Raw genomic sequence first — 13,162 nt, 5'->3', positions numbered from 1 at the left:
ATGGTTAATCAACTATTAAAAGCACCAGATGGACCACCTAGTGATGTTGAGGATATAAAAGTACGAAGCAACTATCTGCGCGGTACACTGAAAGAAGTAATGCTGGACCAAATGAGTGCCGGTATTCCAGACGACGATAACCGTCTAATGAAGCACCACGGCAGTTATTTGCAGGACGACCGCGACCTTCGCAATGAACGTGCTAAGCAAAAACTTGAACCAGCTTATCAATTCATGCTTCGTGTCCGCCTTCCTGGGGGAGTAGCCGCACCGAACCAATGGCTTGTTATGGATGAACTTGCTGACAAATATGGTAACGGCACACTGAAGCTGACCACACGTGAGACTTGGCAAATGCACGGAATTCTTAAATGGAATATGAAAAGCACCATTCAGGAAATTAATGGTGCCCTTATGGATACGATCGCAGCCTGCGGTGATGTAAACCGTAACGTAATGTGTGCTTCGAATCCTTATCAATCTGAGATTCATGCGGAAGTGTATGAATGGTCTAAAAAATTAAGTGAAGATCTTCTTCCAAAAACAAGAGCTTATTATGAAGTGTGGCTGGATGAAGAAAAAGTGGCCGGCACGCCTGAATTCGAAGAAGTAGAACCAATGTATGGTCCGACTTACCTGCCACGTAAGTTTAAAATTGGTATCGCTGTTCCGCCTTCCAATGATATCGATGTCTTTTCACAAGATCTTGCTTTCATTGCGATTGTCGAAGAGGGCAAACTAATCGGTTTTAACGTGGGGATTGGCGGAGGAATGGGTATGACACACGGTGATACCGCGACCTATCCTCAGTTGGCAAAAATAATCGGCTTCGTTAAACCGCACCAACTTTATGAAGTAGCGGAAAAAACGATTACGATCCAGCGCGATTACGGAAATCGTTCCGTTCGTAAAAATGCCCGCTTTAAGTATACAGTTGACAGACTTGGTTTGGAAAACGTCAAGGCTGAGCTTGAGAACCGCTTAGGATGGAGCCTCGATGAAGCAAAGCCCTTCCAATTTGACTCGAATGGCGACCGCTATGGATGGGTTAAAGGGGTTCATGGTAAATGGAATTTTACCTTATTTATCGAAAACGGCCGTGTGGCGGACTACCCAGATTATCAATTAAAGACGGGCTTGCGTGAAATTGCCAAAGTCCATACGGGCGATTTCCACTTAACCGGTAATCAGAACGTAATTATTGCCAATGTTTCTAGCCAGAAAAAGAAGAAAATCAATGATTTGATTGAAAAATATGGTTTAACAGATGGCAAGCATTATTCTGCTTTACGCCGCAGTTCAATGGCTTGTGTTGCTCTACCGACATGTGGATTAGCGATGGCAGAAGCAGAGCGTTATTTACCATCTCTAATCACAAAAATTGAAGAGATCGTTGATGAATCAGGTTTACGTGATAAGGAAATTACCATCAGGATGACAGGCTGTCCGAATGGTTGTGCCAGACACGCACTTGGGGAAATTGGCTTTATCGGTAAAGCGGTAGGTAAATACAATATGTATCTTGGCGCAGCACATGATGGCAGCCGGTTAAGCAAAATGTATCGTGAAAATATCGGTGAAGAAGAGATTCTGAAAGAGTTGCGCGTGATTCTTCCACGCTATGCGAAAGAAAGATTGGAAGGCGAGCACTTTGGTGATTTCGTCATCCGTGCTGAAATCGTGAAAGCAACCACTGACGGTACCAATTTCCACGAATAAATTGGATACAGGTCGAGAGGCAGCTTATTTAAAAATGGCTTAGTTCATATGAACTAAGCCATTTTTAATTATTTTACCATATAAGTAATTGCTTTTTTAGGACAGTGATCAATGCATGACCCGCATAAAATACACTCATTGTCATCCATGGCTTCTTTTTTAACTTTGTCTGATACATTAAGACTCATAGGGCAGGACTTATTGCACAAATGACAGTTTATACATGCAGCCTTATCTGCCTGTAACCTGACTCGTTTAATATGAAACAGATTCCCAATTTTAGTTCCTAGTACCATAAACGGCGCCATCCAGCAAAAATAGTGGCAAAAGATCCTTTTCCCAAACACAACAGCTGGAATGAAAATGAGCAAAACTACCCCATAATAAATGATATAATCATATACATTTGCTATCGATATTCCATGAGTAGTTTGATAGAAAAAATTTATGGATATTTCGTGCTTTCTAGCTATAAAACAAAATATAATACTGCTTACCCATATCAACCAAATGACATATTTTATATTATTTTTCCATCCATGGCTGGTTTTTTTATCATTAATAATCGCAGCACATTCCTGAATTCCTCCTGCAGGACAGAGGTATCCACAAAATAATCTTCCTAAAAAAACTGAACTTACGAGCAATGCGAGAAAAACAATGAAGCTTCCGGTCATAATCCCGTCTCTTGCACCTAAAATAATTAATTGTGGTGAAAGATAATAGATGGTTATCGGGAAAAGCAACATAGAGACGATTAATAGTAATTTTCTACTTTTTTGCCTTTTCATCCTTGTTCCCCCTTAACATAACTAATGCGTTGCGAAGGATTCACAAATCTAAAGAAGCCTTTATTTAACCATAGTTGTTTTTAAATGCTGAATGTGGATCCCGATATGTCCAATCCCAATAATGACAGCTGTTGCAATTAACCAAATCACTTTTCCATAAATGCCTAAGAGCAAAAAGGCCATCACAGGGAGACTTGCACCAGGCACGGGAATTCCATAAAAACTTCGGTAAAAATTTTTTTCCGTATGCTCACCAATAAAATATCTAAGCCAACTAATCTCATATAGAATCATTAAAGCAACTGATGCTAGTAACCAAAAACTCCATGCTGAAAATGGAGCAGGGTTAAAATCGCTAAAAATTAGGATGCTGCACGTACAGCATATTTGTCCAACACGTTCAAAAAATAATAATAGTTTGTTTTCTTCTGCAGGGTTATAATCAATTGGCTTTTGCCTACTCCATATAGTGTTGGGAACCCATAACATCAATAAATAGATCAGACCTACATAGGAAAAACCTAAATGACCGACCATATTACCCCCCCTAAAAAGATTCAACATATCCCATATCTTAGGTCTCATTACCTATTCACTCCTTATTTTACCATCCGTCAAATGAATATAAGTGGCCGGAAAAAGAGAACATTGTGAATTTTTCTGCAGCGCTACTACCCTTTATTTAGGTACAGACCAACCATTTGAAAGTTCTGTACATTTGCCTTTTTGACTATCCCCAAAAAATAAAATTGCTGTACAGAAACCACTAAAGGTGTAAAAATAAAATATGATTTGAATCTATGGTTATGGTTATATAAATACTAAGACATCGATGGATTTTACATAGGGGGTATGGAAATTGCGTAAAGGTATTATATGGAGGCTGGCATTATTTTCTTTGATCATACTATTAGGGGTTGCCGCCTATACGATTGTTCAAAAATCAGAAGAGCAACCAAAGCGTGCTATGGCCCAGCAAAACGGCAAGCCAGTCACAATCTATCTTGCCGGGGATTCCACTGTTTCCAATTATCCAAAATCACTATACCCGCGGGCAGGCTGGGGGGAAGTGCTGCCATCTATGCTAGATTCAAAAGTGACGATTCGGAATTATGCAAAGCGTGGGAGAAGCACGAAAAGTTTTATTTATGAAGGAAGATTAAAATTGATTTTGAATCACATCCAAAAGGGTGATTATCTCTTCATTCAGTTTGGACATAATGATGAGAAATTCAGCTTTAAGAGACTTTATACGAATCCAAACACAACCTATAAGACTTACTTGAAAAAATATATTGAGGGAGCCAGGAGTAAAGGGGCAATCCCAATTCTCGTGACACCTGTTCAAAGGTTTAGGTTTTCAAGCGATGGCAAGGCAATGGAAACACACGGCCGATATCCAGCAGCGATGAAAGCTCTGGCTAGGGAAGAAAATGTCCCTGTTATTGATTTAGCGGCAAAGAGTAAAAAATTATATCAACAGCTAGGACCCGCTAAAACGAAAAAATTATTTTTATGGTTAAAAGCAGGCGAGTACCCAAACTACCCGGATGGAGTAAATGACAGTACACATTTTCAAGTCTATGGAGCACGGCAAATTGCCCAATTGCTTGTTGAGGGAATAACTGAGCAAAACCTGCCGCTAAAAATACATGTCTTACCAAAATACCGTTAGTAAATGCCAAAAGAAAGACTGCCTCTAAGGACAGTCTTTCTTAATTATTCCGGACTTAGCTTAGTTTTACAATCGTTCTTCCTCTTGCCTGCGCTTTTAGGAGTGTAGGAAGGACTTCAGGCAGTTGTTCAAGTGTGACTTCGTCTTGGATGAGTTCTTCCAAATTGGCTGGTTTGAAATCGGAGGCGAGCCGATCCCAGATTTTTAAGCGAGCTTCCATCGGACAATAAACAGAGTCAATCCCTAGTAAATTAACGCCTCTAAGAATGAATGGAAACACGGAGGCTGGCAATTTTGTTCCGGCTGTTAAGCCGCTAGCCGCAACGGAACCGCCGTATTGAATTTGGCTTAATAATGAAGCGAGTGGTTCTCCACCCACCGGATCCACAGCGGCAAACCATTTTTGCTTGCCTAAGGCTCTAATTTTCCCATCATAAACTTCTTCCCGCGGGAGGACCACTGCTGCACCGAGCTTTTTCAAGTAGTCATGCTCGGATTCTTTACCCGTACTTGCTTCCACTTGGTAGCCACGCTTAGCAAGAATGGAAACAGCAAAACTTCCGACCCCGCCCGTTGCACCGGTAACGAGAACCTTACCTTTTTCTGGTGTAACGTTATTCTCTTCTAATCGCTGGACTGAGAGCGCAGCAGTAAAACCGGCTGTACCTATGACCATTGCTTCTTTTAAAGTTAGGCCATTAGGGAGTGGAACAATCCATTTAGCAGGAACTCGGGCATACTCACTGTATCCTCCAAAATGGGAGACACCGATTTCATAGCTCGTGGCAATGACTTGATCGCCTTCTTGGAAACGAGCGTCACTAGACGAAACGACCACACCTGCTAAATCGATACCCGGAATGAATGGATAGCGTGTGACAATATTGCCAGTCGGAATACTGGCCAAACTATCTTTATAATTGACGCTCGAATAGTGGACTTTGATCAGAACTTCTCCCTCAGGAAGATCAGCTATTGTTCGTTTTTGTACTTCAACAGAAAACTGCTCGTCCTGCTTATCAACAATCAAGGCTTTAAACGTTTGCGACATGGTTTGAACTCCTCACAATAATTAGACATAAGATTATCATACAATAAATAGTATCATTTTACCTTTATGGTACACGCACGAATTGTGAAAATACTAGGAAATCGTCTGTGAGGATAAAAGTCCTAAGAAAGGAACAAAATGAAGTTCTTAGCATATCATATGGAAAACGGATGAGCCCGCTTTAGAAATTCATGTAACCTTAATTTTTAATAAAAAATCTACTCGTTAAATTAAATTTATATTAATATTCAAAAAACCAGCAATATCCTGTATAGTACTTCTGGTTTATTTAGTTCTTTTGGAATATAATTAACTTATAATCTTTTATTGTATTCGGTCGGGAGGTTAACTTATGAGCATAAAACATAAAAAGTATAATTTCTTTCAACGTCTAGGACGTGCTTTTAAGTTAAACTTTTTAAAACTTCTCCGTTCTCCTGGAGGGGCAAAAAAAGTATCATTGGGTTTTGCAATTGGATTCGGACTTGAGATGTTAGTCATTTCGTCTGCTTCCCTCATATATATATTATTCGTACCGATTGTCCGCTTGGCGAAAGGATCGCTCCCAGCTTCGATAATCGGTAATGTAATTGGAAAACTGACCTTGCTGCCCGTCATTTTATTGCCTTTTGCCAGAAAATTAGGGAAAATAATTCTTCCAATGAAGGTGAAAATTGGACACAATGGCTCTTTTTCATTCCAAAAGCTGTTGCATGGTGACTTCCACAGCCTAGTAAGCCTCATTCACGGTGGATTTCACGCTTTGATTGGAATGACCATTTTTGGAATTATCCTTAGCGTTATTTCATACTTCGTCGTTCATTATTTTTATGAAAAAGAACGAGCAAATCGTTTAAAAAGAAGGCGCTCTAAAAGTGAGATTCGGATTAAAAGAGTGAATAAAAATTTTATTTGACCTGTAAACGTTCGCATGAATGTACAAAAAAAACGAAGGAGTGATGCTCCTTCGTTTTTTTATGCGGCTGTTTTTCGATATTGATGTTTGAATTGATAAATCATCTGTTCGGAAATGGCGGTATAACCCGCTAAATTGGGATGGACACCATCGGCAGATAAATTTTGTAAATGCTCGCCGTTAATTACCTTTGTTGTTTCAATTACCATCGAAGAGGGCAGGCGGTTTGCTACTTCATAAATATGGACATTCCATTTTGGCAGCAGTTTATCAGCAAGTGCGTACATTTGGTTGTCCTGAGGTAATGGATTATATAATTCTAATAAAACAACCGTAGCATGAGGATTTAGTTTGGTAACTCGAGCCGTAATGGCGGTTAAATTCTTGGTAAAGGTGGCTTGCAGCTCGTCATAGGTTTGAAAGACAGATTGGAGATTTAGTCCTTTGGCTGCATGAATGATATCATTTCCGCCCACGTTGATCGTAATAATGTCAGCCTGTTTAATTGCGTCATCAAATTGCCCGGTCTGGACAAGCTGGTTTAATTCGCTGCTCGTAATCCCGTTAATTCCTTGGTTGTTAAACTCTATTTTTTTATTGGCCTGTTCGCCCAATGAATTCGAAAATTGCGAAACCAGATCTTTACTTTGTTCGGCTCCAACGCCACGGATCACCGAGTCACCGATGGCTAGATGATACAAGGTGGCAGCTTTTTTATTTTTAAAATAAGTAAGATAGGAAACTTGGTTGTCTGCCTGACTGGCTTTTACCGTATGTTTTTTCATTTGATATAGTTGATAGTGTGGATAATAGATCCAGAATGCTGAACCGAGTCCGATAATTAATACGAAACTGATTAGGTATTTTAAAAACTTCATTTTATTCACTCCCTGATATTCCATTATAGCAAGGAAAACAACAGAAATATGTAGGAGTTGATTTCCATTCAAACTGACACTTTTAAGGCAGTGTTAATTGTTGATTTCCGCTCCAGGCGGCTTCGCTTTCCGCGGGCGTGCCGGGGAGCCTCCTCGGCGCACTTGCGCCTGTGGGGTCTCCCCTGACCCGTACTCCCGCAGGAGTCTTCGCCGCCTTCCGCTCCAATCAACATGCTAAAAATAACAATAACCTTTAACACTGCCAACATAAAAAGAAAACTGACAGGGAATGATTTTGATGGGTAAAAATGAATTGGAAATTGTTCTATATGGGGCTGAAACATTATGCCCGAGCTGTGTAAATTTACCTTCTTCAAGAGAGACTTTTGAATGGCTTGAAGCCGCGATTGCCAGGAAATTTCCCGATCAGCCGTTTAAGATGACTTATGTGGATATTTTTCAGCCAGAGGGTGACCAAGGCAAAATAGCGTTTGCTCAGCGGATCATTGAAGAAGATTTGTTTTATCCGGTTGTAGTCATTAAGGAAAAAATTGTTGGTGAAGGAAACCCACGCTTAAAAACGATTTTTGCAGAACTCGAAAAGTATGGATATAAAGCAAACGTATAAAAAGAAGCATTCCGGCGGGGATGCTTCTTTTTATACGTACCTCTCCAGCAATTAGTATATTTGCTAGTCGGGCGCTTTTCTTATGATCAGCCATTATGAAATTTATACATCCATAAAATTCCTGATTTTATGATCCGGGCGACACGGCCAGTGATAGCTCTGTCGGCCATAACACCAAAGCCTTGTTTTTTTCCAAGTGAGCCAAGGACACCTTTTAATTTAATCGTCGGAAATGCTGCTGGCAATGGTTCACCATTCCAGCGCTTTTTTAATACTTCCACAACCTGTTCCGCCTGACCTTCGGCTAATTGGGCACTGGGTGCGTGCGGGGCACTGGCACAGTCACCGACAATAAACACATGTTCATCGTTTGGCAAGTGATGGTGAGGTGTTACGATTAATCTGCCTAAGCGGTCTTTTTCTCCGTCCATTTGACGGACGATCTGATTCGCTTGAATACCAGCCGTCCAAACGATCACATCACAATCAATCGGCTTATCGTGGTTATACAAGCGTCCTTCTTCTACTTTTGTAATATTGGATTGGTTAATAATCTCGACATTATTGCGGACAAACCAGTTTTCTACATATTTACTTAATCTCTCGGGGAAGGAAGATAAAATATGCTTCCCTCTATCAAACAACTTTATCTGAAGATCTTCACGGCTTTCGCTTAACTCACTTGCTAATTCAACACCGCTTAAGCCAGCTCCAACGATAGCAACTACAGATCCAGGGCCAAGATTGTTTAAGACGGAGTAGGTGCGCCGGGCTTTTTCAATCGATTGGATACTATAGGTAAATTCCGCAGCTCCAGGGACATCGTGGTATTTATCTTCACAGCCCAGACCGATGACTAAATCATCATAGACAATCGGATCAGCATTCTTCATGATGACTTGATTATTTTTAGTGTCGATCCCCGTTATTTCTCCATACTTAATTTGTAAACGTGGGTGTTCAGGAAAAGCAACCCGCACTTCTTTATCAGAAATCGTTCCAGCAGCTAATGCATAGTATTCTGTTTTTAAACAATGATATGGAACACGGTCTATCAGTGTAATCGAAACATCGGAGGGCAAATGGTTTGGCAGAAGTTCACTCAAAATTTTCATTCCACCATAGCCGCCACCAAGAATCACAAGGTTTTTCATCGTTTATTACCCCTTTGTTTATCAGGCATTATAATCTTATCAATTAGTCAGTAAGAATAAATAATAGTAGAATAATATTTCTACTTAACCAAATTCGAGTATATCTAATTTGTGGTGAAATAACAACATTTTCACACGATTCTTGACAAGATGGCAGGAACGTGGTATTTGACGGTTTTTGTTAAATAGAGTAGGATAAGTAGGTGTGGAGAGGTGAAAACGTTGATTAAGCCGATCATTGAATTTTGTATTAGTAATTTGGCTAATGGTGCTCAACAGGCACTTGAAAAGCTACAAAGAGATCCGAACCTGGATATTATCGAATACGGATGTCTGGGATACTGCGGAAAATGTGCCTCCTCACTATACGCTCTTGTAAACGGAGAGGCTGTGACCGGAGATACTCCTGAGGATCTGGTGGATAATATTTATCAATACTTAGAGGAAAATCCCATGTTTTAAATGAAGGAGCTTTTTGCTCCTTTTTATATAATGCGGAAGTCTAATAAATTTGTGCTTTTAGTTGGTTGAGACTTCATTTATAAGTGTATATACTAAATTAAAAGCCAGAGGAGAAGGAGGAATTCTCATGAGTAAAGAAGTTGTGATCCTGACTGAAGCGGCATCATTACACATAAAAGAGATGATGAAGCATAATGAAGAGGAAGGTGCCTTTTTACGAGTAAGTGTAAAGGGCGGTGGTTGCAGCGGCCTATCTTATGGAATGGGCTTTGACCATAAAGTGAACGATGATGACCTTCAGTTCGACCAGTATGGCATTCAGGTTCTAGTTGATAAAGAAAGTTCACTCATTTTACAAGGTACAAAAATTGATTATAAAGAATCAATGATGGGCGGAGGCTTCACGATTGATAATCCAAACGCCATTGCTTCTTGTGGGTGCGGATCATCGTTCCGTACGGCAACAGCAGCAGGAACACCTGAGGAATGTTAATAAACAATAAGAAAAGGCGTCTTCAAAAGACGCCTTTTCTTATTGTTTAAACATAGAGGAACTATGAAGCGGCTGAATTCTTGCTTTTGGATCAATGAAAGATTTTGCGTTGTTGATGGCTGTTGGTGCTTCGCCAAACCCACAGGCGATTAGTTTCGCTTTTCCAGGATACGTACAAATATCTCCCGCTGCGTAAATGCCGGGTATATTGGTTTCCATTTTGGAATTCACAACAACGGAGTTCTTTTCAATTTCAAGTCCCCATTCTTTAATTGGTCCAAGTGAGGAAACGAATCCATAATTACATATAACCGCATCAACCTCAATGGTTTCGGTTTCTGGACCGCTAACTGTCTTTAGGACCACTTGTTTAATTCCGTTGTCGTCACCAATCAACTCTGCTGGTACATACGGAGTTTTTACAGCAACCTTGGAGTGAAGGAGATTCTCAACACTGTGTTCATGAGCTCGGAACTTATCACGACGGTGAACGAGGGTTACCTGTTTAGCAATAGGCTCCAGCATTAACGCCCAGTCGACAGCAGAATCCCCGCCGCCAAATACTACAACGTTTTGTCCTGCGAACTGATGTAAGTCCTCAATAAAGTAATAGAGGTTTTTCTTTTCATATTGCCCTGCACTTTTAAGCTCTAAACGACGCGGCTGAAAGGCCCCGTTTCCAGCTGTTATAATAATCGATTTACTGTAGTGAACTTCTTTATTGGTGGTTAATTTAAAGACACTGTCCTCTTGCTTTTCTAACTTCTCAACAGACTGCTCTAAGACTACGGTTGGTTCGAATTTAGCCATCTGTTCTTTCAAATTATTTATTAATTCTTGTGCGCGGATCTTCGGAAAACCTGCCACATCATAAATATATTTTTCCGGATATAGGGCCGACAACTGACCGCCAAGCTGTGGCAAGCTCTCAATAATTTTTACAGACGCTTGTCTCATACCGCCATAAAAGGCCGTAAATAGACCGGTAGGACCGCCGCCAATTATCGTAATATCAAATACTTTTTGATCTTCTTGCACTTAGGATCCCCCCAACGAGTAGTAACAAACTCCATTCCCTATCCATCACAAATAACGGCTTCCTCACCCTTTAGTTTCCGAATATCTAGATAAAGTAAATTAATGGGTGAATAATTTAGCTAAAATATTTATTTAAATGCTTGAAAATAGAGAGAAACTAGCATAAGATGTATTGTGAATATATTGTTAAGAAATTGTGACAGAATAAGTACAGTTATGTGAATGAGCTCTATTCATACTATTCATTTTTGTTCCTTAAAATTCCTCATTCGCTTTCTAAGTACTTATGGTTATTTCTTTTTCTTTATTCCTATTCGTGAATTACATCACATAATTTTTTTCGCTATGTATCGTGAAATATCTCACATACAGCAAATTTCAGCTAAGTAAAATAAAATTGGACATAGCAGTGGAAGATAAGAAAAAGAGCAATAATAAAAAAATATACTAAAAGGTGGAAGTGATCACTTTGAGACAGCCTAAAATTGTGATTCTTGGTGCAGGTTACGGCGGACTTCTGACGACAGTTCGTTTGCAGAAGATACTCGGCGTAAATGAAGCCGATATTGTATTAGTAAATAAAAATGACTATCATTATGAAACAACATGGTTACATGAGGCCTCTGCTGGTACGCTTCATCATGATAAAGTCCGTTATGATATTCGTGATGTCATCGACCGCAGTAAGGTTAGCTTTGTACAGGATACTGTGGTTGAGATTAATAAAGACGAAAAGAAAGTCGTACTAGAAAAAGGCGAAGTAGATTATGACTATCTTGTTATTGCCCTTGGCGGTGAACCGGAAACATTCGGTATCAAAGGCTTGAAAGAATATGCATTTGGAATTACCAATGTCAATTCTGCCCGTCAATTACGTGAGCATATTGAATATCAATTTGCTACGTACAATATGGAAGAAGAAAAGAATGATAACCGCTTATCCATCGTTGTAGGTGGTGCTGGTTTTACTGGTATTGAATTCCTTGGTGAGTTAACAAACCGGATTCCAGAATTGTGCCATGAATACGATGTCGATTTTCACAAGGTAAAGATTTATTGTGTAGAAGCAGCTCCAACGGTATTGCCTGGCTTCGATCCTGAACTAGTAAATTACGCCGTTTCTACATTAGAACGTAAGGGTGTAGAGTTTTTAATTGGCACGGCAATTAAGGAAGCTGTTCCTGGCGGTATTCTTGTCGCAAAAGGCGATGAAGAGCCATATGAAATTAAGGCTGAAACGGTTGTTTGGGCTGCCGGGGTTCGTGGTAACTCTGTTATCGAAAAATCAGGCTTTGAAGCAATGAGAGGCCGTGTTAAGGTCCAGCCAGATTTGCGCGTTCCTGGATTTGATCATGTCTTCATTATTGGTGACAGCTCTCTAGTTATTAACGAAGAAATCAATCGTCCATATCCGCCAACCGCACAAATTGCGATGCAGCAAGCAGAATTGACTGCTAAGAATATTGCTGCTTTAATTCGTAATAAGTCAGAATTAGAAAGCTTTACGTTCGATAATAAAGGGACTGTCTGCTCTCTTGGTGAAGACGATGCGATTGGTGTAGTTTTTGGCAAAAAACTTACCGGCGGAAAAGCTTCTTTTATGAAAAAAGTGGTTGATAACCGTGCCCTTTACATGATCGGCGGAGCAGGTATGGTATTGAAAAAAGGTAAATTTAATCTATTTTAAACAAAAAAAGCGGAAGCGCCTTGAAGGGTGTTAAAGCTTCTATCATTTTTTACAAAAAGGACAGAGAAACTCTGTTCTTTTTTGCTATGATAAAAAGGAGAGATTCTGAGGCAGGGGACCTTTGGACAAGGGAAGGTCCGAAACCCGTAGTCCTGTCCGAAAGCTGCTCACCTTTGGACAAGGGAAGGTCCGAAACCCGTAGTCCTGTCCGAAAGCTGCTCACCTTTGGACAAGGGAAGGCCCAAAAACCTTAGTCTTGTTCGAAGTCGGCTCATCTTCGGACAAGGGAAGGTCCAAAACCCGTAGACCTGTCCGAAAGCTGTTCACCTTTGGACAAGGGAAGGCCCAAAAACCTTAGTCTTGTCCGAAGTCGGCTCATCTTCGGACAAGGGGAGCTTCCAAACCCGTAGTTCTGTCTGAAGTCGGCTCACCTTTGGACAAGGGAAGGTCCCAAACTAGTAGACCTGTCCGAAGTCGGCTCACCTTTGGACAAGGGGAGGTCCGAAACCCGTAGTCCTGTCTAAAGTCGGCTCATCTTCGGACAAGGGGAGGTCCGAAACCTGTAGTCCTGTCTGAAGTCGGCTCATCTTCGGACAAGGGAAGGTTCAAAACCCGTAGACCTGTCTGAAGTCGGCTCACCTTTGGACAAGGGAAGGTCCAAAACCCGTAG

General features: G+C 40.6%; 13 protein-coding genes. 7 read left to right on the top strand and 6 right to left on the bottom strand.

Annotated features, from left to right (window positions below):
* Nucleotides 1-1,719, top strand: coding sequence for an assimilatory sulfite reductase (NADPH) hemoprotein subunit (gene cysI, locus J7E81_RS23195; RefSeq protein ID WP_215045955.1), 1,719 nt, complete (start codon nt 1-3; stop codon nt 1,717-1,719).
* 68 nt (nt 1,720-1,787) lie between these two features.
* Here the strand turns inward: cysI and J7E81_RS23190 are convergent, their stop codons facing one another.
* Nucleotides 1,788-2,510 (bottom strand): 4Fe-4S binding protein, encoded by a 723-nt coding sequence (locus J7E81_RS23190; protein ID WP_215045953.1) that lies wholly within the window; start codon nt 2,508-2,510, stop codon nt 1,788-1,790.
* Between the two features lie 60 nt (nt 2,511-2,570).
* Nucleotides 2,571-3,047: a hypothetical protein gene (locus J7E81_RS23185; RefSeq protein ID WP_215045951.1), complete on the bottom strand. Its 477-nt coding sequence runs from the start codon at nt 3,045-3,047 to the stop codon at nt 2,571-2,573.
* Between the two features lie 430 nt (nt 3,048-3,477).
* On the opposite strand from J7E81_RS23185, the gene J7E81_RS23180 reads away from it, so the two are divergent.
* The gene (locus J7E81_RS23180; protein ID WP_215046383.1) at nt 3,478-4,185 is read left to right on the top strand and encodes a rhamnogalacturonan acetylesterase; all 708 of its coding nucleotides are present in this window, start codon (nt 3,478-3,480) and stop codon (nt 4,183-4,185) included.
* Nucleotides 4,186-4,240: 55 nt separating this feature from the next.
* Here the strand turns inward: J7E81_RS23180 and J7E81_RS23175 are convergent, their stop codons facing one another.
* Nucleotides 4,241-5,236, bottom strand: coding sequence for an NADPH:quinone oxidoreductase family protein (locus J7E81_RS23175; RefSeq protein WP_215045949.1), 996 nt, complete (start codon nt 5,234-5,236; stop codon nt 4,241-4,243).
* A gap of 352 nt (nt 5,237-5,588) precedes the next feature.
* Here J7E81_RS23175 and J7E81_RS23170 point away from each other — a divergent pair, with 352 nt between their 5' ends.
* The gene (locus tag J7E81_RS23170; protein ID WP_215045947.1) at nt 5,589-6,152 is read left to right on the top strand and encodes a DUF2062 domain-containing protein; all 564 of its coding nucleotides are present in this window, start codon (nt 5,589-5,591) and stop codon (nt 6,150-6,152) included.
* Nucleotides 6,153-6,211: 59 nt separating this feature from the next.
* On the opposite strand, the gene J7E81_RS23165 is transcribed toward J7E81_RS23170, so the two are convergent.
* Nucleotides 6,212-7,030 carry a GDSL-type esterase/lipase family protein gene (locus J7E81_RS23165; protein WP_215045945.1) on the bottom strand — a complete coding sequence of 273 codons (819 nt, stop codon included), beginning with the start codon at nt 7,028-7,030 and terminating at the stop codon, nt 6,212-6,214.
* A 298-nt stretch (nt 7,031-7,328) separates the two neighbouring features.
* Here J7E81_RS23165 and J7E81_RS23160 point away from each other — a divergent pair, with 298 nt between their 5' ends.
* Nucleotides 7,329-7,658 (top strand): YuzD family protein, encoded by a 330-nt coding sequence (locus J7E81_RS23160; protein ID WP_215045943.1) that lies wholly within the window; start codon nt 7,329-7,331, stop codon nt 7,656-7,658.
* An 86-nt stretch (nt 7,659-7,744) separates the two neighbouring features.
* On the opposite strand, the gene J7E81_RS23155 is transcribed toward J7E81_RS23160, so the two are convergent.
* Nucleotides 7,745-8,812 (bottom strand): NAD(P)/FAD-dependent oxidoreductase, encoded by a 1,068-nt coding sequence (locus tag J7E81_RS23155; RefSeq protein ID WP_215045941.1) that lies wholly within the window; start codon nt 8,810-8,812, stop codon nt 7,745-7,747.
* Nucleotides 8,813-9,034: 222 nt separating this feature from the next.
* Between J7E81_RS23155 and J7E81_RS23150 the strand changes: the two genes are divergently transcribed.
* Together J7E81_RS23150 and J7E81_RS23145 are read left to right on the top strand one after the other, a co-directional pair.
* Nucleotides 9,035-9,274, top strand: a complete 240-nt coding sequence (locus J7E81_RS23150) for a YuzB family protein (RefSeq protein ID WP_215045939.1) — start codon at nt 9,035-9,037, stop codon at nt 9,272-9,274.
* A gap of 127 nt (nt 9,275-9,401) precedes the next feature.
* Nucleotides 9,402-9,767, top strand: coding sequence for a HesB/IscA family protein (locus J7E81_RS23145; protein ID WP_215045938.1), 366 nt, complete (start codon nt 9,402-9,404; stop codon nt 9,765-9,767).
* A gap of 39 nt (nt 9,768-9,806) precedes the next feature.
* Here the strand turns inward: J7E81_RS23145 and J7E81_RS23140 are convergent, their stop codons facing one another.
* Complete coding sequence (locus J7E81_RS23140; protein WP_215045936.1) at nt 9,807-10,805, bottom strand: NAD(P)/FAD-dependent oxidoreductase; 999 nt, start codon at nt 10,803-10,805, stop codon at nt 9,807-9,809.
* Nucleotides 10,806-11,274: 469 nt separating this feature from the next.
* Between J7E81_RS23140 and J7E81_RS23135 the strand changes: the two genes are divergently transcribed.
* Nucleotides 11,275-12,492, top strand: coding sequence for an NAD(P)/FAD-dependent oxidoreductase (locus tag J7E81_RS23135; RefSeq protein ID WP_215045934.1), 1,218 nt, complete (start codon nt 11,275-11,277; stop codon nt 12,490-12,492).
* Nucleotides 12,493-13,162 lie beyond the last annotated feature (670 nt).

This window comes from Bacillus sp. ISL-18, assembly GCF_018613415.1.
GTDB lineage: Bacteria > Bacillota > Bacilli > Bacillales > Cytobacillaceae > Neobacillus.
The sequence above is the reverse complement of the archived record's forward strand: the minus strand, read 5'-3'. Positions and strand labels throughout refer to the sequence as shown.

Excerpts from the sequence above, each read along its gene's own strand:
- cysI (WP_215045955.1), top strand. The coding sequence starts at position 1 with ATGGTTAATCAACTATTAAAAGCACCAGATGGACCACCTAGTGATGTT.
- J7E81_RS23190 (WP_215045953.1), bottom strand. The coding sequence starts at position 2,510 with ATGAAAAGGCAAAAAAGTAGAAAATTACTATTAATCGTCTCTATGTTG.
- J7E81_RS23185 (WP_215045951.1), bottom strand. The coding sequence starts at position 3,047 with ATGGTCGGTCATTTAGGTTTTTCCTATGTAGGTCTGATCTATTTATTG.
- J7E81_RS23180 (WP_215046383.1), top strand. The coding sequence starts at position 3,478 with ATGGCCCAGCAAAACGGCAAGCCAGTCACAATCTATCTTGCCGGGGAT.
- J7E81_RS23175 (WP_215045949.1), bottom strand. The coding sequence starts at position 5,236 with ATGTCGCAAACGTTTAAAGCCTTGATTGTTGATAAGCAGGACGAGCAG.
- J7E81_RS23170 (WP_215045947.1), top strand. The coding sequence starts at position 5,589 with ATGAGCATAAAACATAAAAAGTATAATTTCTTTCAACGTCTAGGACGT.
- J7E81_RS23165 (WP_215045945.1), bottom strand. The coding sequence starts at position 7,030 with ATGAAGTTTTTAAAATACCTAATCAGTTTCGTATTAATTATCGGACTC.
- J7E81_RS23160 (WP_215045943.1), top strand. The coding sequence starts at position 7,329 with ATGGGTAAAAATGAATTGGAAATTGTTCTATATGGGGCTGAAACATTA.
- J7E81_RS23155 (WP_215045941.1), bottom strand. The coding sequence starts at position 8,812 with ATGAAAAACCTTGTGATTCTTGGTGGCGGCTATGGTGGAATGAAAATT.
- J7E81_RS23145 (WP_215045938.1), top strand. The coding sequence starts at position 9,402 with ATGAGTAAAGAAGTTGTGATCCTGACTGAAGCGGCATCATTACACATA.